This is a genomic window from Streptomyces sp. NPDC127117 (assembly GCF_042677325.1).
Classification (GTDB): domain Bacteria; phylum Actinomycetota; class Actinomycetes; order Streptomycetales; family Streptomycetaceae; genus Streptomyces.
This window is the reverse complement of sequence record NZ_JBHXTM010000012.1, coordinates 53,622-74,082: the sequence shown is the minus strand read 5'-3', so window position 1 is coordinate 74,082 and position 20,461 is coordinate 53,622. Positions and strand designations below refer to the sequence as shown.

Genomic DNA, 20,461 nt, shown 5'->3' with positions numbered 1-20,461 from the left:
TACATCATGCGTCTGCACCACTCGGACTCCACCACCATCCACCTCGCCTACTGCACCAACGTGCATCCGGCGGAGACCCTCGACGGGATCACGGCCCAGCTCACCGACCACGCGGAACAGGTACGCCAGCACCTCGGCACCGACCTCGTCGGCCTCGGCCTCTGGCTCCCCGCCGACGTCGCCCACCACCTCGCCGACCACCCGGCCGACACCGCCGAACTGCGCCGGGCCCTGACCGCCCGGGGCCTGGAGACCGTCACCCTCAACGGCTTCCCCTACCGGGGCTTCCACACCCCCGTCGTCAAACGCGGCGTGTACTTCCCCGACTGGTCCGAGCCGTCCCGCCTGACCTACACCCTCAACCTCGCCAAGGTGCTCGCCGGACTGCTCCCCGAGGACGCCGCCCGCGGCTCCATATCCACCCTGCCGCTGGCCTGGCGCACCCCCTGGACCGGCGTGCAGCGCTCCACCGCCGCCCGGCACCTCGACGACCTGGCCGCCGGACTCAAGCAGATCGAGGCCGAGACCGGCCGCACCATCCGCGTCGGCCTGGAACCCGAACCCGGTTGCGTCGCCGAGACCACCGCCCAGGCCGCCCGGGCCATCGCCGGCGCCGACCACGACTGGATCGGCCTGTGCCTGGACGCCTGCCACCTCGCCGTCCAGCACGAGGACCCGCGAAGCGCCGTCGCCGCCCTCGTCACCGAAGGCGTGCCCATCGTCAAGCTCCAGGCGTCCTCCGCCCTCGTCGCCGACACCCCCGCCGACGCCGAGTCCCGCGAGGCGCTGCGCCCCTTCGCCGAACCCCGCTTCCTGCACCAGGTCCGCGAACAGGGCCCCGACGGCACCCTGCACGGCTCCGACGACCTCGCCCCCGCCCTCGCCGGCGCCCTGCCCGGCGACGCGCCCTGGCGCATCCACTACCACGTACCGCTGCACGACCAGCCCGAGGCGCCGCTGCGCAACACCAGCGACTCCCTCCAGGAGACCCTGCGGGCGACGCTCGGCGGGGAGCGCGCCCTCACCGACCACGTCGAGGTCGAGACGTACACCTGGGACGTCCTGCCCGCCGGGCTCCGGCCCACCGGAGCGGCCGGCATCGCCGCCGGGATCGCCACCGAACTGGAGTGGACACACGGCGAGTTGATCCGTCTCGGCCTCACCGAGCAGTCCGGAGCAAAACCATGACCGACCGCCAGGTCGCGGTGCTGTGCACCGTCGGCCTCACCCCACGTCTGCTCGGCGAGATGCCGCACGTCGCGGCCATCGGCCAGGAGGGCTTCACCGCCCGCCTCGACACCGTCTTCCCCGCCGTCACCGCCACCGTCCACGCCACCCTCACCACCGGCCTGCTGCCCCGCGACCACGGAGCCGTCGCCAACGGCTGGTACCACCGTGACCACGGCGAGGTCATGATGTGGCGCCAGCACAACGCCCTCGTCCGGGGCGAGAAGGTGTGGCAGGCCGCCCGGAAGCAGGACCCCGACCACACCACCGCGTACCTGTGCTGGTGGTGGGCCATGGGCGCGGACGTCGACACCGTGCTGACGCCGCGACCCGTCTACCACTACGACGGCCGCAAGTCCCCCGACTGCTACACCGTGCCGGCCGGTCTGCGCGACGAACTCACCGCCCGCCAGGGCGAGTTCCCCCTCTTCAACTACTGGGGTCCGACCGCCTCCATCGCCTCCACCCGATGGATCGCCGGCGCCGCCCGCCATGTCGTCGACACCCGCCGCCCCGACCTGTCGTTCATCTACGTGCCCCACCTGGACTACGACCTCCAGCGGTACGGGCCCGACAGCCCCCGGGCGGTGCGCGCCGCCCGCGAGGCCGATGCCGCGCTCGCCCCGCTCCTCGGCGACCTGCGCGACCGCGGCACCACCGTCGTCGCCCTCAGCGAGTACGGCATCGGCCCCGTCTCCCGGCCCGTCGACATCAACCGCGCGCTGCGCCGCGAGGGACTCCTCTCGGTGTACAGCCAGCGCGGCATGGAGTACCTGGACCCCTGCACCTCCCGCGCGTTCGCCGTGGCCGACCACCAGGCCGCCCATGTGTACGTCGCCGACCCTGCCGACATCCCGCGCGTCCGCGACGTCCTGAAGCACACCGAGGGCGTCGACGAGGTCTGGGACCGCACCGAACAGGCCACCTACGGCATCGACCACCCCAACGCGGGCGAGCTGGTCGCCGTCGCCGAACCGGACGCCTGGTTCACGTACTACTACTGGCTCGACGACACCCGCGCCCCCGACTTCGCACGCGGCGTCGAGATCCACCGCAAACCGGGCTACGACCCGGCCGAACTCTTCTTCGACCCCGCCGACAGGGCGGTGAAGGCGAAGGCAGCACTCACCCTGTTGCGCAAGAAGGCCGGGATGCGCGCACCGCTCAACGTGGTGCCGCTCGACCCGGCCCACGTCAAGGGCAGCCACGGACGGCTGCCCCAGGACCACCGGGACGGGCCGCTGCTGCTGTGCTCCGACCCGGGGCAGGAACGGGACCGCTACCACGCCACCGAGGTGAAGGACCTGCTCCTGCGCCTCAACGGACTGGCCTGAGACCGGCCGTATCGAAAGGATCGAGAGGAGGCCAGATGACACCTCGGCGGAACACCGCGATCAGCGAGGTGCGCATACCCCGACCGGCAGTCGAAACGGTCGGCCGGATGCAGGAGTCGGGCGAGATCCACGTGTGGTGGTGGCCGCTCGGCCCACGGACCGACCCGGCGGACTACGCCGTTCTCGACGAGGTGGAGCGGGGCCGGGCCCAGCGCTTCCACGCCGAGGCGGACGCCGCCGCGTTCACCGCCACCAGGGCCGGTGCCCGGCGGGCCGTGGCCGGGCTGCTCGGCGTCGAACCGGGGGAGGTCGGCTTCGGCCGGCGGATCTGCCCCGGCTGCGGCGACCGGGAGCACGGCCCGCCGGCCGTCTCCGACCCACCGGTCCCGCTCGCGGTCAGCCTGTCCCGCACAGCGGGGGCCGGAGCCCTCGCGGTACGGGCGGGCAGCTGGGTGGGCGTCGACGTGGAGGCCCTCAGGCCGGTCGAACCGGCCGGCCTGGCCGAGGTGGTCCTCACCGCCTCGGAGAGCGCGCACGTCCTCGGCCTGCCCCCGGGCCCGGCCAGGGACGCCGCTTTCCACCGGGCCTGGACCCGCAAGGAGGCGGTGGTCAAGGCCGTCGGCCTCGGCCTGCTGGGTATGCCGCTCAACACGCTGGACGTCGGTCCGGCGCAGGACGGGCCCGTGCGGGTGGTGCACCGCTACCGCGGTGAGGAATCGCGGTGGCAGGTGATGGACGTCGACATCGGCGACCGCTGGGCGGCCTCGCTGGCCCGCCCGGAGACCGGCCCACTGGGCCCGGTCCACACCCACGCCCCGGCGTGACAGCGGGCTTCGCGGCGCCAAAACCCCCCTTCTTGCGGCGCGAAGCCATGCCCGGACCCCGCGTACTCTCCACCCCCTGGAGTCCCGATGGCCGTCACCGAACACAACACACTCACACCGAAGCCGCCGGCCGCCTCGCCGGCCCGGCGTCGAATGCCTGGTCAACTGCACCGAAAAGACCCGAAGTAGATCGAATATAGAAGTACGGACCACGCTCGACCCGATGCCATATACGCTCGAAAATCATCCCCTTGAGACCCGGAACCGCACTATGGAGAGGACAGGTCGCAACATGGTGACCGAGACGAGCCGCCCTTCCCTCGACAACGGCTACAACACGGTCAACCGGGGGCACGCCCTTCGTCTGGCCGACGTGACCAAGGTGTACGGCAGGAACGGCCGCGGCGTGCGTGCCCTGGACGGGGTCTCCGTGGGGATCGAGCGCGGCTCCTTCACCGCGGTGATGGGCCCGTCGGGCTCCGGCAAGTCGACGTTCCTGCACTGCGCGGCCGGCCTCGACAAGCCGACCACCGGGCAGTCCTACATCGGTGACACCCAGCTCAACGACATGAACGAGACCCAGCTGACGAAGCTGCGCCGCCAGCGCATCGGCTTCGTCTTCCAGGCGTTCAACCTCATCCCGTCCCTGTCGGTGCGTCAGAACGTCGAGCTGCCTCTGCGCCTCGCGGGCGAGAGCCTCGACAAGAACTGGCTCGACGAGATCCTGGGCCGCGTCGGCCTCGGCGGCCGGGCCGCCCACCGGCCCGCCGAACTCTCCGGCGGCCAGCAGCAGCGCGTCGCCATCGCCCGCGCCCTCATCACCCGGCCCGACGTCATCTTCGGCGACGAGCCGACCGGCGCCCTCGACACCGTGACCGCCAAGGAGATCCTGTCCCTGCTGCGCTCCTGCGTGGACGAGACCGGCCAGACCGTCGTCATGGTCACCCACGACCCGGTGGCCGCCTCGTACGCCGACACCGTCCTCTTCCTGGCCGACGGCAAGATCGCCGGACAGATGGAATCCCCGACCGCCGACCTCGTCGCCGAGCGCATGACACACCTGGGAGCGTGGGCCTGATGCTGCGCTACGCACTGCAGACCCTCAAGGCCAGGAAGGGCGGCTTCATCGGCGCCTTCCTCGCCTTGTTCTGCGCCGCCGCACTGGTCACCGCCTGCGGCATCCTCCTGGAGACCGGCCTGCGCGGCACCATCGCCACCGAGCGCTACGCCGCCGCCCCGGTCATCGTCGGCGCCGACCAGAACGTCCACCAGACGACCATCAAGAAGAAGAAGGGCAAGGTCAAGGAGAAGCACAAGGCGAAGCCGCTGGCCGAGCGGGTCTGGCTGCCCGAGGGCACCACCGAGACCCTCGCCGCCTTACCCGGGGTGCGCAAGGCGGTGCCGGAGACGAACTTCCCGGCGTACGCGGTCGGCCCCCAGGGCCAGATCGTGCCCGGCATCGACGGCAAGCCGTCCTACGGCCACGCCTGGTCCTCCGCCGCACTGACCCCGTTCGAACTGACCGACGGCAAGGCACCCACGGGCGCCACCGAGGTCGTCCTCGACCGGGAACTCGCGGACCGCACCGGCCTCAGGACCGGCAGCAGCCTCGTCGTCCAGTCGACCGGCGCCCCCACGACGTACAAGGTCAGCGGCATCGCCGCGGCGAAGGACGGCGACCTGCACCAGCAGACCTCGCTGTTCTTCTCCGACGAGACCGCCCGCAACCTCTCCGGACGGGCCGGCCAGGTCACGACCGTCGGCCTGATGCCCAAGCCCGGCGTCTCCGCGGACGAGCTCGCCGACCAGGCCGAGAAGGCCCTCGCCGGCGACGGCCGCAAGTACGCCATCGCCACCGGCGGTGAGCGCGGACCCATCGAGTTCCTCGACGCGGGCAAGGCCCGGGTCAAGCTCGTCTCCATGGGCGGCGCGATGGGCGGTACGTCGCTGCTCGTCGCGATCCTCGTCGTCGTCGGCACCTTCGCGCTCTCCATCCAGCAGCGCTACCGCGAGCTGGCCCTGCTGCGCGCCATCGCCGCGACCCCCAAGCAGGTCCGTCAGCTGATCGGCCGCGAGGCCCTGATCATCGGCGGCCTCGCGGGCGGCCTCGGCTCGGTCGCCGGCCTGCCCATCGCGTACTGGCTGCACAGCAAGTTCATCGACTTCAAGGCCATCCCGGACACCCTCGAACTCACCTTCAGCTTCGTGCCGTTCGCCGCCGCCGTCGGCGCCGCCCTGCTCGGGGCGTGGGTCGCGGCCCGCATCTCCGCCCGCCGCACCGCCCGCATCCGCCCGGCCGAGGCACTGTCCGAGGCGTCCATGGAACAGCGCCACTTCGCGTGGGGCCGGCTCGGCGTGGGGATGCTCGTACTGGCCCTCGGCATCGGTGTGGTCGTCCTGCTGGGCTTCCTGCGCACCGAACCCGCCTCGCAGCCCGTCACGTTCCTGTCCGTCGTGGTCCTCGCCGTCGCGGTCTCGCTGCTCGGCCCGGTCATCGCGAGGATCGCCGTCGCGATCCTCGGGATCCCGCTGAAGTTCTCGCGCGTCGGCGGCCACCTCGCGACCGCCAACGCCCGCGCCAACGCCAAGCGGATGGCCGCGGCCGTCACCCCGCTGGTCCTGCTCATCGGCATGGCCTGCACCGTCCTGTTCGTGCAGACCACCATGGGCGACGCCGCCTCGGCCCAGGCCAAGGCGGGCAACAAGGCCGACTGGGTGGTCGCCTCGAACGGCCCCGGTGTCCCCGCCGGGGCGACGGAAGCGCTGCGCGACGTACCGGGCGTCACCCAGGTCACCGAGATCGTCCGGACCCAGGTCCGCGTCGGCCTCGACAAGTACCCGGCGCAGGGCATCTCCGCGCAGGGCCTCACCACGAACTGGGATCCGGACGTCTCACGGGGCAGCCTCAAGGGCTTCGGGGACAAGAGCATCGCGATGAGCGACGTCTCCGCCGACCACCTCGGCAAGAAGCCCGGCGACACGCTCAAGGTGACGCTCGGCGACGCCACCGTGGTCCGGCTGAAGGTCGCCGCCGTCTACGAACGCGGCCTCGGCTTCGGCGACCTGACCATGTCGCACGACCTGGTCGCCCGGCACGTCGACAACCCGCTCGCCTCCTCCGTACTCGTCAAGACGGCCGGCGACGGCAAGGCGGGCCGCGAGCAGCTGACCGGCGCCCTCAAGCGCTTCCCGGGCATCGGTGTCCTCGACCGCACCCAGGTCGACGATGTCCAGGCCGAGGTCCAGCAGTCCAACGCCGAGGTCAACTACCTCGCGATGGGCCTGATCATCGCGTTCACCGCGATCGCCGTGGTCAACACCCTGGCCATGTCGGTATCCGACCGCACCCGTGAGTTCGCCCTGCTGCGGCTCGTCGGCACGACCCGCCGCCAGGTGATGTCGATGCTGAGGATCGAGTCCGCCCTGATCGTCCTGGTCGCCGCGGTGCTCGGCACGGCCATCTCGCTCGCGGTGCTCACCGCCTTCAGTGTCGGGATGACGGGCGCCGCCCAGCCCTCCGTCGACCTGCCGATGTTCCTCGGGGTCCTCGGCTTCGCCGCGGTGCTCACCGCGGTGGCGACGCTGGTCCCCGGCCGCGTCGCACTCGGCGGCCGCCCGGCGGACGTCATCAGCGCCCGCCAGTAGGCGGACGCGCCACGCCAACACCCCAGGGGTGTGCGGGAGTTCCGCTCCCGTACACCCCTGATTGCCGCATGTGCGCGGTGCCTGCGCACGGCCGAGGGGCCGGCCCCCTGTGCGGGGGCCGGCCCCTCGGCCTGCCTGGCGGATACGGACGTCGTGTGCGTGGCCCCGCTCAGCCGAGGACCGCGCCGTCGCCCGCCCGGTCCACCCGGCTGCGCCGGTGGTCCAGGTGCGCGTACACCCGGTGCAGCCAGCGGTCCGCACCGTCGTAGGACGGCGTGAACGACGTACGGCCGTGCACCGCGAGGCGGTTGTCGACCACGGCCAGGTCGCCGACGCGCAGCGCCAGAGCCGACATCGTCTCCATGAACGCGCTCCGCAGCTCCGCCATGGCGTGCCGCGCCTCGTCGTCCAGCGGATGCGTGGCGGAGAAGTCCACCAGCACATTGGGGTCCTCCGGGTCGCCGTTCAGCACCGCGTGGGCGGGCGTCACGCTGTCCAGAGCGCCGAAGGACGGCGGCGGCTCGGTCAGGAACCGCGGCTCGCAGAGCACCGTCCGCGCCTTCTCGGAGAGCAGCGGAAGCGCCCGGCGGATGGACGACGTGCACAGCTTCGCATCACCCGTCGGGTCCTCCCGCACACACAGCAGACCCACGAAATCCGGGCGGTTGTCATGGAATGCGTTTTCGATGTGGAGTTCCAGGAGAACGGAACCCGCATTGCTCTGCGAGGCCTCGCTCCCGGGAACCGGAACGACATTCTGAACCAGCGCACCTGTCTTTTCGTTGCGGAATGCTATGACCTCCCCGAGATTCAGCATCGCGGTGGTGATGACGGAAGCGGCGACCGTGGGAACACGCTCCACCGACCCCTTCACGGCCGGCGTCGGAAGCAGCGGGTCGTCCGCCACCACCGGCAGGTTGCGCAGCAGCAGGACCCCGTCGGGGCCCGCGTCGTGACGGAACGCGCGCAGCGCCGAGAGCAGCCGGCGCGGAAGCTGTACGGAGGCGTCACGTGCGGCGTCCAGCCAGCGGAGATCGTCGATCCTGCCGTCCGCCACCCCCTTCGGGGTCAGCTGCTCGGCGACGGCGACGAGCGCCTTCTGCTCGGCCTCCGTCAATTCCACGACGGTGCCGGCCGCCGCTGCCGAAATCGGCAGGGAAAGCGTATGGGTCTCGGACATGTGGACATCCTCGGGTCGGTCGGAAATTACCGTCCCAGTCTCCGAGGAAGTGCTATCGCGCCCCTACGGTGAATTCCCGCCGAGGCATATATAGACGGCCCGTAGCCGCCGGGCGGACGATCGCACCGTGGCATTTCTGTCCGCACGGCAGGCCGTGCGGAGGAACCGGAGGCCACGGGAAACCACGAGAGGTCGACAAGGACCGTCGAGGAACAACGAATGGGGGCAGTCCATGGCGTTCGTACCCGGAACACCGAAGAGCACCGGGACACAGCAGCCTTCCCGGGCAGCGCCCGGGACACCGGATCTCGCCGGTGCGGCCCACGTCTGGTGGTGGCAGCCGCCGCAGCGGGTCGTCCCCGACGACCTCGCGCTGCTCGGCACCGACGAGTTCCACCGCGCGCTCACCCTGCTGGCCGAGCGGGACGTGGCCGCCTTCGTGCACACCAGGGCCGGGGCGCGCCGCGCCCTGTCCGAACTACTGCTCGTGGCACCGCAGTCCATCGAGCTGGGGCGGCGACAGTGCCCCGGCTGCGGGGACTTCGGGCACGGCCCGCCGATGATCGAGTACCCCGAGGTGCCGTGGGCGATCAGCCTCTCCCGCACCGCGGGCTGCGGGGTCTTCGCGCTCGGCGACGGACCCGCCATCGGGGTCGACGTCGAAGCAGTACGGCCCATGCGCCAGGCCTCGCTGTACGACTCGGTGCTGACCGACAACGAACGCGCCCACCTGGTGTCGCTTCCGCCCGGACCGGTACGCGACGCGGGGTTCCACCGCGTCTGGACGCGCAAGGAAGCCGTAGTGAAGGCGGCCGGGCTGGGACTGGTGGGCACCGCGCTGAACCGGCTGGAGACCTGGCCGGCCCGGCACGGACCGGTCCGCGTACTGCACACGCACTCCGGCCGCACCACCGTCTGGTCGGTCCAGGACCTGCGGCTCAACGACCGGGTCGCCGCCGCCATCGCCCGTCCGCCCGGCGGTGCCCCGCCCGGTCCCGTTCACATCCACTGCGTACTCGGCCCGCCCGAGGAGGCCGACGCACCCGACACCGAAGGAGGCCGACCATCATGACGACGCAGCCCCTGGAGACCGCCCCGATGGCCCCGACCGTTCCGGCACCCCGGACCGGCGCGCCCGGACAGCTCGACGACACCGAACTGACCGGATACTTCGCCGAGCTCGCCGCCGCCGTCGAGCAGGCGGACCCCGGGCCCGCCGCCCGCGGCGGCTGGGAGGAGCGCGAGCGCGTCCGGGTCTCCGTCTGGGTCCGCACCGCCTACGAACACCCCTTGTCCGCCGCCGCGTTCGGCGGGCCCGCCGGCCCGGTCGCCCACGAGGTGCGGGCCGGCCAGGCCGCCGAGCTCGGCTTCCGGATCGACGTCGGCAGGGGCCGCGCCGTACCGGCCAAGCCCTCCGCCGAGGTCCGGGCCGTCGCCGCGGTCGCCGCGATGTGGGCGGTCACCGCGACCGCCTTCGGCTCCGCGGCCCGGCCGCCCCGCGAACGCGTGGTCGCGGACGCGTGGACCGTGGTCCGCGAGACCATCGCCCCCGCGCTCGTCCCCGAGATCCCGACGTACTCCTGGACCCGCGGAACGTGGTGACGGAACGGACGACGGCGACTCCCCGGCCACCGCGGTCACCCGACCGCGGTGGCGCTGTCGTGCGCGGCGGCGGCCGGGTCCGCCGCGTCGAGCGATGCCGCGTACAGCAGGACCAGCTCATGGCACCGGTACAGCGGCAGCCCCTGCGGATCGAGGCCCGAGAGGTCCAGCAGCGCGGCGTCCACCAGCGACTCCAGCACCCGCTCGGCCTCGTCCTCCGACACCGCGAGACGCACCGAGGCGTCCCGGGCCGAGAACGGCTCCGTACCGGCACCGGACAGCGCGCCGAGCGCCAACGGGCCCCCGGCGGCCATGCGCCGCACCGACGGCAGCAGCGCCCCGCGCACATCCAGATCGCCGAACGACAGCTCGGCGAGCCGCTCCGCCGGATCCGCGAGCCGGGCCGCGAACCGGCGGGCCGGCCACGACGGCCGCGCCGCGAGCCGCGCTCCCACCACGGCAAGCGCCAACGGCAGCCCCCCGCAGTACGCGACCAGGTCATCGGCGGAGTCCGGGTCGTCCCTCAGCCGCTCCGCACCGCCCGCCGCCGCGAGCATCGCCAGGGACTCGTCGTCGTCCAGCGGCGCCAGGGCCACGGTGTCCGCCCCGGTCACCCGGGCCAGCCGGGCCCGGCTGGTGATCAGCACGGCCGCCTGCGGGCTCGCCGGCAGCAGCGGCGCGACCTGGAGGTCGCCGACCGCGTCGTCGAGGACGACGAGGAGCCGCTTGCCGGAGGTCCGCGCACGGTAGAGCCGGACCAGCTCGTCGCGGTCGGCGGCGCGCGGGGAACTGCCGTCGAGACCGGGCTCGCCCAGCGCCCGCAGCAACCGCACCAGCACCTCGCCGGCGTCCTTGGGCGTGCCGTCCTGATCGCACAGCTCGGCGAAGAGCTGGCCGTCGGGGAAGTGCCCGGCGCTCTCCTCGGCGGCGCGCACGGCGAGCGCGGTCTTGCCCACCCCGGCCATCCCGGTCACCAGCAGCCGCCGGGGCCGGTTCGTCCCGGCCGCCAACCGCGCCGTCAGCAGGGACAGTTCCGCGGACCGGCCGACGAAGCCGTCCTCCGCCGCCGGAAGCATGGTGGGTACATCGGACCGCCCCCGCGCTGCCCCTGCACCTCGCAACCCCAACTCCCCGCCCAGCACGGCCTGGTACGTCGCCCCGAGCACCTCGCCCGGGTCCACCCCCAGCTGATCGACGAGCACCTTGCGACCCTCGTAGTACGTCTGGAGGGCATCGGCCTGCCGCCCGCACCGGTACAGCGCGGTCATCAGCTGGGCGCGCAGCCGCTCCCGTACGGGATGTTCGGCGACCAGGCCCGTCAGCTCGGCCGTCACCTGCTCGTGCATGCCCAGCGCGAGATCCGCCTCTATGCGGTTCTCCAGCGCCAGCATCCGCGCCTCCTCCAGCTGCGGCAGCTCCGCCTCCAGAAGGAACTCGGTCACGTTCGACAGGGCCGGACCGCGCCACCATCCGAGCGCCTCGGTCAGCAGCGCCTGCGCGTCGGCGAAACGCCGCTCCCGCAGCGCCTCACGGCCGAGCCGGTCGAGCCGCTCGAACTCGACGACGTCGATCCGGGCCCCGGGCGCCCGCAGCACGTAGCCGGGCTGCCGCCGCACGATCTCCACCTCGTCACCGAGCAGCTTGCGCAGCCGGGACATGTACGTATAGATCTGCGCGCTCGCTGTGACCGGCGGCTCCCAGCCCCACAGCAGCGCGCCGAGTCTGGAGTCCGAGACGACCCGCCCGTGTGCGAGCAGCATCGCGGCAAGGACCGTATGCACCTTGGAACCGGACAACGCGATCCAGTCCCCGTCACGCCGGGCCTCCACCGGCCCGAGAATCCGGAAGTCCATGCGGCAAACCCCTTTCAGGTCTGAGCCTCCTGCATGAACTCCGAAGTTAGGCGGCACCCTTATCCATGGGTTATCGCCGGCGGCCGGACGCCGATACCGCCCGCCGGAGCCGGGTTTCATCGCGATGTCATCGACCGCTGCCACTGTCGTCGATGACCCGGGCCGACCGCGTACCGCAACCGGAAACGCGGCCGCGCCGGCCAACCACATGGGGAGGACGGAATGCGAACAAGAAGGATCGCGGCCGCGGCAGCCGGACTGCTGCTGACCGCCGGGCTTTCGGTGGCACAGGGGACCACGGCACAGGCGGCGGCGCCGTGCGAGGGCACCTACACGATCGTGGTCGGGGGCACGGGCAGCTCCTGGAACAACGACGGCTTCTACGGCAACATCCAGCAGCACGTCGGCTACCCCACCCAGATCCCCAACGGCGCGAGCGCCCGGGCGGGCGTCAACGAGCTGAACCGGCTGGTCCGCGACCAGCGGGCAGCCTGCCCCGGCCAGCACGTCAAGATGGCCGGATACTCCCTGGGCGCCGCGGTGGTGCACGTCTGGGTCACCGAGAACTGGCAGACGTTCGGCAACGTCAACGCCATCCTCATCGCGGACCCCAAGCGCCAGGGCAACCCCGGCGCCAACGGCGGATCCGTGCCGTTCGGCGGGATCGTCGGCGCACCGCTCGCCGGTGCCGACAAGTTCTTCGGCAACGTGCCGGTCAAGACCATCTGCCACTGGGACTACGTCTGCGACGAGTCCGCCGGCATCTGGACGTACCCGGCCAACCACGTCAACAACTACCCCGAAGACTTCAACATGGACCACCACGACGACGGCGCCAACGAGCAGTGGTACAACGGCGCCTGGTACCCCGCGTAACCACGGACGCCCCGTTCACCACCTGTCGACTGCCGGGCCCACCGGCCACCGGCAGGTGGTGATCACCCACCGGCGTCCAGGTCCGGTCACGGCGCGGCACTGCCGAGCCCGGGACCGAGCCCGGCCTCGTCCCCACGCAGAATCATCTGGCACGTCCGCCGCAGCATCCGACCGGGACGAACCCCCAGGTCGTCGGCCAGCCGACGGCTGGCACGATCGAACACGGTCAACGCGTCGGCCTGCCGGCCACCGCGGTAGAGCGCGCGCATCAGCATCGCCGCCACCGACTCGTTCAGGGGATGCGCCGCGGCGAAGGCGGACAGCTCGGCGATCGCTTCGCAGTGCCGGCCGAGCCGCAACTGCCACTCCGACTTCCGCTGCACCACGGCGATCCTGCGCTCGGTGAGCCGCAGCCGCTCCAGCTCGGCGAACGGACCGGGCAGACCGGCCAGGGGCTCCCCGCGGAACAGCCCCAACGCCCGGGAGCACAGCCGGACCGCCTCCGCCGTCTCGCCCGCCCGATCGGCCGCCGAGGCATCGCTGACCAGTGCCTCCATACGCGCCACGTCCACCTCGACCCCACCGGCGGCCAGCCGGTATCCGCACCGGCCGTGCTCGATCACCGACTCCGGGCCGCCCCCGGGGCACAGTGTCCTGCGCAACCGGTAGATGTACACCGGCACCACATTCGTGACCGGCGGCTCCATCCCCCACACCCCGTCGAGCAGCTCCTGCTGACTGACCGCCCGCCCTGTGCACAGCGCCAGTGCCGCCAGTACGGCCTGCCGGCGCAGATGCCCCGGATCCAGCTCCCGCCCGCCCAGCCGCACCTCCAGCGGCCCGAGCAGGGAGATCTCCACCTTCGGCCCGCCCGCCGACCGCACCACCGGGTCCGCCGCCTGCGGACGGGGCCCGCAACCGGGCACGACCAGGCCGCAGTCGAAGGCATGGACAACGGCGGCGGCCCGGTCGCGCAGCCCTAGCTTCACGAGGATCCGCGCCAGATGCCCGGCCACGACGTCCTCGGAGACGGCAAGAGCGGCGGCGATCTCGTCGTCCCGCAGACCGCAGCCGACCGCGTGGAGCACCTTGCGCTCCTGACGCTCCAGCGCTGCGGCGGTCGGCCGGCGGGTCGTGACGGTCGTCGGCATCGCTGCTCCCCGGGCTCCGGGCTGGTCGTTCTGGCGGGCGCCGTCGAAAAGGTAATGGCGGGAGCGCCGGACCAGGCATCCGGAACGATCCGGAGTGACACGTGCCGACGCGCCTATGGCCCCTCGATGCCGACGACGGTCCCGAACGGATCACGCAACTGGGCGATCCGCCGCCCCGGCCCGATCACCAGCGGACCCCGGTGATGCTCACACCCGGCCGCCAGCAGCCGCTCCCGCGCCCGGTCGACATCCGCCACTCCCCAGTACACGACCGGGCTGCCGCCACGCGGATTGCGCTCGTCGTCGGCGGGGTGGAACCCGAGCTCGACCCCGCCGATCTCCACCCAGGCGTAGACGTCTCCGGCATCGCTGACGTCCACCTCCACGGGGACACCCAACAGCTCCCCCCACCAGCGGGCCGACGCCTCGGGATCCGGGGCGAAGGTCATCACGGTACGAACGCTGTCGAACACGACCCACCTCCAAGGAGAGCAATCCTACGAGTCCCGGGGCCCCGGGAGCGCCTGCCCCCAGTACGGCTTCCCCGCTCCCGCACCCCCTCCCACCAGCGGCTATCGGCTGAGCCTCTTGAACCGCCGTACCGCCAGGGGCAGGAAGACCGCCGTCAGCAGTACCGGCCACACCACCGCCATCAGCAGCGCGTGCTGTTCGATCCAGGAGCCGCCGCCTCCGACCGGTGTACCGAACAGTTCCCGGGTGGCCGTGGACGTGGAGGAGATGGGGTTCCAGGCCGCCACCCAGCCGAGCCAGCCGGGCATGAGCTGCGGGGCGACGAAGATGCTGGAGACCATTGTCAACGGGAACGCCACCGCGAACAGCCCGCCCGCCGCCTCCGGGTTGGGCACCAGCAGACCGAGCCACACCCCGACCCAGATCAGCGCGAACCTCAGCCACAGCAGCAGCCCGAACGCGGCCAGGAAGCCCCAACCCCCGTCCGGCCGCCAGCCCATGGCCATCGCGGTGAGCATCATGATCGCCAGCTCGGCGCAGGCGACCACGAGGTCGGTGACGCCGCGCCCGGCCACCACCGCGGAGGAGGCCATCGGCATGGAGCGGAAGCGGTCGATGACGCCCTTGGTGGAGTCGTGCACGATGATGGTCGCGGTGTTGATGAAGCCGAACGCCATCGTCATCGCGAACATGCCGGGCATCAGGAAGTCCTTGTAGTCCCCGCCGCCTGGCACGGTCATCGCGCTGCCGAAGACGTACCCGTAGAGGAGGACGGAAAGGATCGGGAAGCCGAGCTGCCAGGCGATGTTGACGGGCTGGCGCCGGTAGTGCGTCAGACCTCGGCGGACGATGTTGCCGCAGTCGGCGAACAGCCAGTACAGCCGTCCGCGGCCGACCGTCCCGGTCAGGTCGAGCGCGCTCATGCCGCCGCCTCCTCGTTCTTCCGCTTCTCGGCCCGGTGCCCGGTCAGGCGCAGGAACACGTCGTCCAGGCTCGGCCTGCGCAGTCCGATGTCCGCGACCCCGACGCCCTCGTCCTGAAGGGCGCGTGCCACCTCGGTCAGGGCGGCCACCCGGTCGGTGACCGGGGCGTACACCCGCAACCCCTCCTCGTCGGTCTCGGGTTCGCCCTCGCAGACGCGGGCGACCATCTTCACCACCCGGGGAATCTCGGCCCGCTCGGTGACCACGACCTCGACACGGTCGCCGCCGACCAGGTCCTTCAGCCCGTCCGGAGTGTCATCGGCGATGGCCCTGCCCCCGTCGATGACAGTGATACGGGAGGCCAGCTTGTCGGCCTCCTCCAGGTACTGCGTGGTCAGCAGCACGGTCGTGCCGCTCGCCACCAGGGCCCGGACGGAATCCCAGACCTCGCCCCGGCTGCGGGGGTCCAGTCCGGTCGTCGGCTCGTCCAGGAAGAGCACGGACGGCGCGAGGATCATCGAGGCGGCGAGGTCGAGGCGGCGCCGCATGCCACCGCTGTACTTGTCGACGCCCCGGTCGGCGGCGTCGGTCAGGTCGAACTGCTCCAGCAGCTCAACGGCGCGCGCCCGGGCCCGCCGCCCGCCCAGGTGGAACAGCCGGCCGAACATCTCCAGGTTCTGCCGGCCGGTGAGCACCTCGTCCACGGCCGCGTACTGCCCGGTGAGCCCGATCCGCCCGCGCACCGCGTGCGCCTGCCGGGCGACGTCCAGGCCGGCCACCTGCGCCCGCCCGCCGTCCAGCCGCAGCAGCGTGGCCAGGATGCGTACGGCGGTGGTCTTGCCGGCGCCGTTCGGCCCGAGCAGGCCGTGCACGGTGCCCGTACGGACGGTCAGATCGAAGCCGTCCAGGGCGCGTTTCTCTCCGTACCGCTTCTCCAGACCCTCGGCCCGTACCGCGTAACCGTCGCTTCCGTCGCTCATGGGTACCCCCTCCCACTCTCTGACTGGGTACACCGTACCCGATTGCGCGTACACCGTACCCGGTTTTTTCGCGCGGAACTAAACTGCTTGCATGACGAGCAGTACGCAGACCAGTGGCAGCGGCGACATCAACCGGACCCTCGAACTGCTGTGGGACACCGGCCGCCGGCCCAGCCGGGGCCCCAAACCGGGCCTGACGCTGGAGCGGATCGTGGCCGCCGCCGTCGATGTCGCCGACCGGGAGGGGCTCGGCGCGGTCTCGATGCGCCGGATCGCCACGGAACTGGGCACCGGCACGATGTCGCTGTACCGCTACGTCCCCGGCAAGGGCGAGCTGCTCGACCTGATGCTGGACCGCGTCCAGCGCGTGTCCGACGACCCGGCCGACCTGGGCGACGGCGGCTGGCGCTCGGCCCTGCAGGCCCTGGGCCGGGCCACCCTCGCCCTCCACCGCCGTCACCCCTGGCTGCTGGAGGTCAACCAGTCCCGCCCCATCCTCGGCCCGAACGCGCTCGACGGCATGGAGAAGGTGCTCGGCCGGATCAGGCCGATGGGCCTGCGTGACCCCGAACTGGTATCGGTGATCATCCTGATCGACGGGTACGTGGCGGGGGCCGCCCGCACGCAGGTGCACCAGGAGGAGATCGAGCGCACCTCCGGTCTGACGGACGCGAAGTTCTGGGAGGCGCACCAGCCGGTCCTGGAAGAAGCCATGGCCAGTGGCCGGTACCCCGTCATGGCCTCCTTGTCCGAGGAGTCCTTCGGCAACAGCTTCGACCACTTCGAGTTCGGCCTCCAGCGCATCCTGGACGGGCTGGAGGCGCTCGTGGCGGCGCGCAACCCGGCGGACGGCCCCGCTGCCGGTGCTGCCGATGCCGCCGATACCGGCAATACCGCCGACTCGGCCGCGCCGGAGCGGCGGGCGTAGCCCGAACGCGCCGGCCCGCCCGGCGTGCACCGCGCACCCGACGGCCGCGCCGGGCCGTCCGCGCCTACCGGCCCGGCGGGCGGTGGGGCGTCGTGGTGCCGTCGAGTTTGGTGACGACCGTCTCGTCCGGTGTGAGGGGCCGGCCGTCGTGCGCGCGGACCTCCAGCGGGAGCAGGGGGAGGCCCAGGCGGCGGTCGGTCAGTTCCGAATGGGGTTCGCCGGGTTCGAAGAACCGCGCCTCGCCCCACTGACGCAGCGCCACGATGACGGGGAAGAGCTCCCGGCCCTTGTCCGTCAGTTCGTACTCGTTGTGTGCTCCGCCGTCGGGCGCCGGCACCGATTCCAGGATTCCGCCCGCGACCAGGGTGCGCAGCCGGGCGCTCAGGATGTTCTTGGCCACCCCGAGGCTGCGCTGGAACTCGCCGAAGCGCCGGCTCCCGTCGAAGGCGTCGCGCACGATCAGCAGTGACCACCAGTCGCCGATCGCGTCGACCGATCGCGCGACCGGGCAGTCGCTGTCGTCGAACCTGGTCCGTTTCACCACGATGTCCTCCTCGCCACGATGTTCCCCCGCCGCGATGTCCTCCTCCGCGGCCGACCGGCCATCCCGTGGCGGTTGCAACATGCTACCAGTCGCCGCTACGGTCACCGGTGGCAACATGCAACCGAACTGCTGGAGGGTCCACCATGCACCGGGCGACACCCACCGCCGTACTGCCCCGCGGCGCCACCGCACTGTTCGCGGTCGCCTGCGGAACCGCGGTCGCCAACGTCTACTTCGCCCAGCCGCTCCTGGTGGCCCTCGGCAACGAGTTCGCGATCGCCCCGGCGGCGCTCGGCGCCGTCGTCACCCTCACGCAGATCGGGTACGGACTCGGCCTCTTCCTCATCGTTCCGCTCGGCGACCGGCTCGACCCCCGTCGCCTGATCACGGCGCAACTGATCCTGCTGGCCGCCGCGCTCCTCCTCGTCGCGACCGCGACCAGCAGCGCGGCACTCCTCGCCGGGATGGCCTCAGTGGGGCTGCTCGCGGTCGTGACACAGTCCCTCGTCGCCTGCGCCGCATCCTTCACCGAGCCCGCCCGGCGCGGCCGCGTCGTCGGTGCAGTCACCAGCGGCGTCGTCACCGGCATCCTGCTCGCCCGTACCGTCTCCGGACTGCTCGGCGACCTCGCGGGCTGGCGCTCGGTCTACCTCACCTCGGCGGCACTGACCTGCGCGGCGGCCCTCGCCCTCCACCGCGTCATACCCCGGCGCGACACACCGGCGCCCACGCTGGGATACGGGCGCCTGCTCACCTCCACCGTCCGCCTGTTCACGCGCGAACGCCTGCCACGACTGCGCGCGCTGTTCGCACTCCTCGTCTTCGCCGCGTTCAGCACCTTGTGGAGCAGCGTCACTCTGGTCCTCAGCGATCCCCCCATGGCCCTGTCGTCCACCGCGATCGGCGCGTTCGGACTGCTCGGCGCCGCCGGAGCGCTCGCCGCGAACGTCGCGGGCCGCCTCAACGACCGCGGCCACGCGAACCGGACCACCGGCATCGGCCTGGCCCTGCTGACCCTCTCGTGGCTGCCCCTCGCCCTCACCCGGCAGTCGCTGTGGGCCCTCGCGGCCGGAGTGGTCCTCCTCGACCTCGCCGTACAGGCCGTGCACGTCACCAACCAGAGCCTGATCCACGCGCTGCACCCCGAGGCGGGCAGCCGGCTCATCGGTGGCTACATGGTCTTCTACTCGATCGGCAGCGCCGTCGGAGCCCTCGCCGCGACAACCCTGTACGCCACCGCGGGCTGGAGCGCGGTGTGTGTGCTGGGCGCCGGATTCAGCGGCCTCGCACTCATCATCTGGGCACTCACCGAGAGGGGCGCCACCCGCCCGACCGCCCCGCCCGTCCGCCCCGCCCGGCCGGTCCGCCCGGCCAAGAGGCAGGACCGGAGCGCCTGTTGAGGGGACGACGCGCCGGTCGTGGATACCGCCGCCAACGGAATCCGGGGCCCCGGCCCCGACGTGAACCCGGCCGGCACCGACGTGGCGAAGGCCCTGCCGAGAAGATGAGTACGACGACTCACGCCCCGGCCGACGCCCGCCCCCGACGATGAGGACCAACATCGTCGAGACCGGGAGACCGTTCATGCTCAGCCGCATCGCCGACGTCCTGGTGCCCGCCGTCGGCCGCCTGACGGTGACCACCGACCCCGGCACCGAACTCGCGCCCGGCAGCATCGTCGCCGCGAACCACACGTCCTTGGCCGATCCCGCGATCGTGACCGCCGCCCTGCACCGGCTCGGCGCCGAGCCGGTCATCATGGCGGCCGCGGGGCTGTGGCGCGTCCCGGTGCTCGGCCGTGCGCTCGCCCGCGAGGGGCACATACCCGTCATCCGCGGAGACCGGCGCGCCGCAGCCGCGCTGGACGCCGCGGCGGAAGCCCTGGAGCAGGGGCGGCTGGTCCTCATCTACGCCGAAGGGGGCCTGCCCCGCCGCAGGGACGCCGCGGAAGCCGTACCCGGCACCTTCCGCAGCGGCCTGGCCCGGCTCGTCGAACGCACCGGCGCCCCCGTCGTACCCGTGGGCCAGGCCGGAGCCCGCCGGATCACCTCGGGCAGCCCCGTCAAGCAGCTCGCCGGCCTGGTCACGGCCCCACTGCGCCGACCGGAACTCCACGTACACGTGGGCGCGCCAGTGGAGTTGACCGGCGACCGGGCCGTCCGTACGGCACGGGCCCGCACCGCGGTGACCACCGCCTGGCGGACGGCCGCCGCCCACCTGCGCGAGCCCGCCGCACTCGCCGCGCGGCAGACGGCGGCCTGACGCATCAGGGCAGCCCCACGAGGCCCCAGCCGCGGCGAGCGGCCTCCGCCGTCACGTGGCCCCATTCACGCAGCAGCGCGACGAAGTCCTCGAAGGTGTCCGGACGGCCCGCCCAGCCCTCGCACTCGGCGGCGAACGGCCCGCGCAACTCATCGATGCGCGGCTCCGCCCGCTCCCAGGCACGGGCCTTGCCCGGCAGCACCTCCGGCGGGCACACGAGAAGGATCCCCGCCTGCCGTCGGTCGGCGGCAGGCGGGAAGATCCCGCCCCCGGTCGACGCAGGACCGACGGCCGGATCCGCTTCCGGGATCAGGCCGACGAGAAAGGTGTCCATCGCCTCACGCACGGACGCGTCGACGAGCAGCCGCATGTCCGCCCATGCCGCGCCCGTGCGGCCATGGGGGCTGTAGGCACCGGTGGTGGCGAAGACGTACTCGGCACACCACGCCACCGCCGGGTCCGGAGGCCACAGCAGGCCACCGGCCGGACGGCGCCCGCAGCGGTACGCCTCGTCGGGTTCCGGTGGCCGGACCGCGTCGTCCAACGCGTCGGTCCGGTGCTCGACGGGGAGGGCGCGCAACTGTTTCCAGTCCGCCATGAACAGTGTGAGATCCAGCCCCATGACGGCAGCATAGGTAAGCCCCGAGCCCCGAGCCCCGAG

At 72.3% G+C, this 20,461-nt stretch carries 19 protein-coding genes; 11 read left to right on the top strand and 8 right to left on the bottom strand.

Annotation, left to right across the window (positions count from 1 at the left end):
* Window positions 1-6 precede the first annotated feature (6 nt).
* The 5 genes from eboE (at window position 7) to ACFVH0_RS13355 (ending at window position 7,030) form a co-directional block, all read left to right on the top strand.
* On the top strand, window positions 7-1,188 hold the full coding sequence (gene eboE / locus ACFVH0_RS13375) for a metabolite traffic protein EboE (RefSeq protein WP_385819688.1): 1,182 nt from the start codon (window positions 7-9) through the stop codon (window positions 1,186-1,188).
* Window positions 1,185-2,561, top strand: coding sequence for an alkaline phosphatase family protein (locus ACFVH0_RS13370; RefSeq protein WP_385819687.1), 1,377 nt, complete (start codon window positions 1,185-1,187; stop codon window positions 2,559-2,561). Before eboE ends, ACFVH0_RS13370 begins: the two co-directional genes overlap by 4 nt.
* Window positions 2,562-2,596: 35 nt before the next feature.
* Window positions 2,597-3,385, top strand: a complete 789-nt coding sequence (locus tag ACFVH0_RS13365) for a 4'-phosphopantetheinyl transferase family protein (protein WP_385819686.1) — start codon at window positions 2,597-2,599, stop codon at window positions 3,383-3,385.
* 292 nt (window positions 3,386-3,677) lie between these two features.
* Entirely contained in the window at window positions 3,678-4,463 is a 786-nt protein-coding gene (locus ACFVH0_RS13360) for an ABC transporter ATP-binding protein (protein ID WP_124723115.1), read from the top strand.
* Window positions 4,463-7,030, top strand: a complete 2,568-nt coding sequence (locus ACFVH0_RS13355) for an FtsX-like permease family protein (RefSeq protein ID WP_385819685.1) — start codon at window positions 4,463-4,465, stop codon at window positions 7,028-7,030. The genes ACFVH0_RS13360 and ACFVH0_RS13355 overlap by 1 nt, the downstream gene beginning before the upstream one ends.
* A gap of 169 nt (window positions 7,031-7,199) precedes the next feature.
* Here the strand turns inward: ACFVH0_RS13355 and ACFVH0_RS13350 are convergent, their stop codons facing one another.
* Window positions 7,200-8,210, bottom strand: a complete 1,011-nt coding sequence (locus ACFVH0_RS13350) for a TauD/TfdA family dioxygenase (protein WP_385819684.1) — start codon at window positions 8,208-8,210, stop codon at window positions 7,200-7,202.
* Between the two features lie 232 nt (window positions 8,211-8,442).
* On the opposite strand from ACFVH0_RS13350, the gene ACFVH0_RS13345 reads away from it, so the two are divergent.
* Together ACFVH0_RS13345 and ACFVH0_RS13340 are read left to right on the top strand one after the other, a co-directional pair.
* A complete protein-coding gene (locus ACFVH0_RS13345) occupies window positions 8,443-9,282 on the top strand; it encodes a 4'-phosphopantetheinyl transferase family protein (protein ID WP_385819683.1) in 840 nt (279 codons plus the stop codon).
* Window positions 9,279-9,812, top strand: a complete 534-nt coding sequence (locus tag ACFVH0_RS13340; protein WP_385819682.1) for a hypothetical protein — start codon at window positions 9,279-9,281, stop codon at window positions 9,810-9,812. Before ACFVH0_RS13345 ends, ACFVH0_RS13340 begins: the two co-directional genes overlap by 4 nt.
* A 35-nt stretch (window positions 9,813-9,847) precedes the next feature.
* Here the strand turns inward: ACFVH0_RS13340 and ACFVH0_RS13335 are convergent, their stop codons facing one another.
* A complete protein-coding gene (locus ACFVH0_RS13335; protein WP_385819681.1) occupies window positions 9,848-11,665 on the bottom strand; it encodes a BTAD domain-containing putative transcriptional regulator in 1,818 nt (605 codons plus the stop codon).
* A gap of 222 nt (window positions 11,666-11,887) precedes the next feature.
* Here ACFVH0_RS13335 and ACFVH0_RS13330 point away from each other — a divergent pair, with 222 nt between their 5' ends.
* Window positions 11,888-12,541 carry a cutinase family protein gene (locus ACFVH0_RS13330; protein WP_385819680.1) on the top strand — a complete coding sequence of 218 codons (654 nt, stop codon included), beginning with the start codon at window positions 11,888-11,890 and terminating at the stop codon, window positions 12,539-12,541.
* A gap of 86 nt (window positions 12,542-12,627) precedes the next feature.
* Here ACFVH0_RS13330 and ACFVH0_RS13325 read toward each other — a convergent pair whose 3' ends face one another.
* From ACFVH0_RS13325 to ACFVH0_RS13310, 4 genes are all read right to left on the bottom strand, one after another.
* Window positions 12,628-13,692: a BTAD domain-containing putative transcriptional regulator gene (locus ACFVH0_RS13325; RefSeq protein ID WP_385819679.1), complete on the bottom strand. Its 1,065-nt coding sequence runs from the start codon at window positions 13,690-13,692 to the stop codon at window positions 12,628-12,630.
* Window positions 13,693-13,805: 113 nt separating this feature from the next.
* Window positions 13,806-14,165, bottom strand: coding sequence for a VOC family protein (locus ACFVH0_RS13320; protein WP_385819678.1), 360 nt, complete (start codon window positions 14,163-14,165; stop codon window positions 13,806-13,808).
* A 99-nt stretch (window positions 14,166-14,264) separates the two neighbouring features.
* On the bottom strand, window positions 14,265-15,086 hold the full coding sequence (locus ACFVH0_RS13315) for an ABC transporter permease (RefSeq protein ID WP_385819677.1): 822 nt from the start codon (window positions 15,084-15,086) through the stop codon (window positions 14,265-14,267).
* On the bottom strand, window positions 15,083-16,066 hold the full coding sequence (locus ACFVH0_RS13310) for an ATP-binding cassette domain-containing protein (RefSeq protein WP_385819676.1): 984 nt from the start codon (window positions 16,064-16,066) through the stop codon (window positions 15,083-15,085). Before ACFVH0_RS13310 ends, ACFVH0_RS13315 begins: the two co-directional genes overlap by 4 nt.
* A 91-nt stretch (window positions 16,067-16,157) precedes the next feature.
* On the opposite strand from ACFVH0_RS13310, the gene ACFVH0_RS13305 reads away from it, so the two are divergent.
* Window positions 16,158-16,994, top strand: coding sequence for a TetR/AcrR family transcriptional regulator (locus tag ACFVH0_RS13305; protein ID WP_385819675.1), 837 nt, complete (start codon window positions 16,158-16,160; stop codon window positions 16,992-16,994).
* Between the two features lie 64 nt (window positions 16,995-17,058).
* Here the strand turns inward: ACFVH0_RS13305 and ACFVH0_RS13300 are convergent, their stop codons facing one another.
* Window positions 17,059-17,538: a winged helix-turn-helix transcriptional regulator gene (locus tag ACFVH0_RS13300; protein WP_385819674.1), complete on the bottom strand. Its 480-nt coding sequence runs from the start codon at window positions 17,536-17,538 to the stop codon at window positions 17,059-17,061.
* Between the two features lie 143 nt (window positions 17,539-17,681).
* Between ACFVH0_RS13300 and ACFVH0_RS13295 the strand changes: the two genes are divergently transcribed.
* Both ACFVH0_RS13295 and ACFVH0_RS13290 read left to right on the top strand, forming a co-directional pair.
* On the top strand, window positions 17,682-18,938 hold the full coding sequence (locus tag ACFVH0_RS13295) for an MFS transporter (RefSeq protein WP_385819673.1): 1,257 nt from the start codon (window positions 17,682-17,684) through the stop codon (window positions 18,936-18,938).
* Between the two features lie 184 nt (window positions 18,939-19,122).
* On the top strand, window positions 19,123-19,800 hold the full coding sequence (locus ACFVH0_RS13290) for a lysophospholipid acyltransferase family protein (RefSeq protein WP_385819672.1): 678 nt from the start codon (window positions 19,123-19,125) through the stop codon (window positions 19,798-19,800).
* A 4-nt stretch (window positions 19,801-19,804) separates the two neighbouring features.
* On the opposite strand, the gene ACFVH0_RS13285 is transcribed toward ACFVH0_RS13290, so the two are convergent.
* Complete coding sequence (locus ACFVH0_RS13285; RefSeq protein ID WP_385819671.1) at window positions 19,805-20,422, bottom strand: hypothetical protein; 618 nt, start codon at window positions 20,420-20,422, stop codon at window positions 19,805-19,807.
* Window positions 20,423-20,461 lie beyond the last annotated feature (39 nt).

Excerpts from the sequence above, each read along its gene's own strand:
- eboE (WP_385819688.1), top strand. The coding sequence starts at position 7 with ATGCGTCTGCACCACTCGGACTCCACCACCATCCACCTCGCCTACTGC.
- ACFVH0_RS13370 (WP_385819687.1), top strand. The coding sequence starts at position 1,185 with ATGACCGACCGCCAGGTCGCGGTGCTGTGCACCGTCGGCCTCACCCCA.
- ACFVH0_RS13365 (WP_385819686.1), top strand. The coding sequence starts at position 2,597 with ATGACACCTCGGCGGAACACCGCGATCAGCGAGGTGCGCATACCCCGA.
- ACFVH0_RS13360 (WP_124723115.1), top strand. The coding sequence starts at position 3,678 with ATGGTGACCGAGACGAGCCGCCCTTCCCTCGACAACGGCTACAACACG.
- ACFVH0_RS13355 (WP_385819685.1), top strand. The coding sequence starts at position 4,463 with ATGCTGCGCTACGCACTGCAGACCCTCAAGGCCAGGAAGGGCGGCTTC.
- ACFVH0_RS13350 (WP_385819684.1), bottom strand. The coding sequence starts at position 8,210 with ATGTCCGAGACCCATACGCTTTCCCTGCCGATTTCGGCAGCGGCGGCC.
- ACFVH0_RS13345 (WP_385819683.1), top strand. The coding sequence starts at position 8,443 with ATGGCGTTCGTACCCGGAACACCGAAGAGCACCGGGACACAGCAGCCT.
- ACFVH0_RS13340 (WP_385819682.1), top strand. The coding sequence starts at position 9,279 with ATGACGACGCAGCCCCTGGAGACCGCCCCGATGGCCCCGACCGTTCCG.
- ACFVH0_RS13335 (WP_385819681.1), bottom strand. The coding sequence starts at position 11,665 with ATGGACTTCCGGATTCTCGGGCCGGTGGAGGCCCGGCGTGACGGGGAC.
- ACFVH0_RS13330 (WP_385819680.1), top strand. The coding sequence starts at position 11,888 with ATGCGAACAAGAAGGATCGCGGCCGCGGCAGCCGGACTGCTGCTGACC.
- ACFVH0_RS13325 (WP_385819679.1), bottom strand. The coding sequence starts at position 13,692 with ATGCCGACGACCGTCACGACCCGCCGGCCGACCGCCGCAGCGCTGGAG.
- ACFVH0_RS13315 (WP_385819677.1), bottom strand. The coding sequence starts at position 15,086 with ATGAGCGCGCTCGACCTGACCGGGACGGTCGGCCGCGGACGGCTGTAC.
- ACFVH0_RS13310 (WP_385819676.1), bottom strand. The coding sequence starts at position 16,066 with ATGAGCGACGGAAGCGACGGTTACGCGGTACGGGCCGAGGGTCTGGAG.
- ACFVH0_RS13305 (WP_385819675.1), top strand. The coding sequence starts at position 16,158 with ATGACGAGCAGTACGCAGACCAGTGGCAGCGGCGACATCAACCGGACC.
- ACFVH0_RS13295 (WP_385819673.1), top strand. The coding sequence starts at position 17,682 with ATGCACCGGGCGACACCCACCGCCGTACTGCCCCGCGGCGCCACCGCA.
- ACFVH0_RS13290 (WP_385819672.1), top strand. The coding sequence starts at position 19,123 with ATGCTCAGCCGCATCGCCGACGTCCTGGTGCCCGCCGTCGGCCGCCTG.
- ACFVH0_RS13285 (WP_385819671.1), bottom strand. The coding sequence starts at position 20,422 with ATGGGGCTGGATCTCACACTGTTCATGGCGGACTGGAAACAGTTGCGC.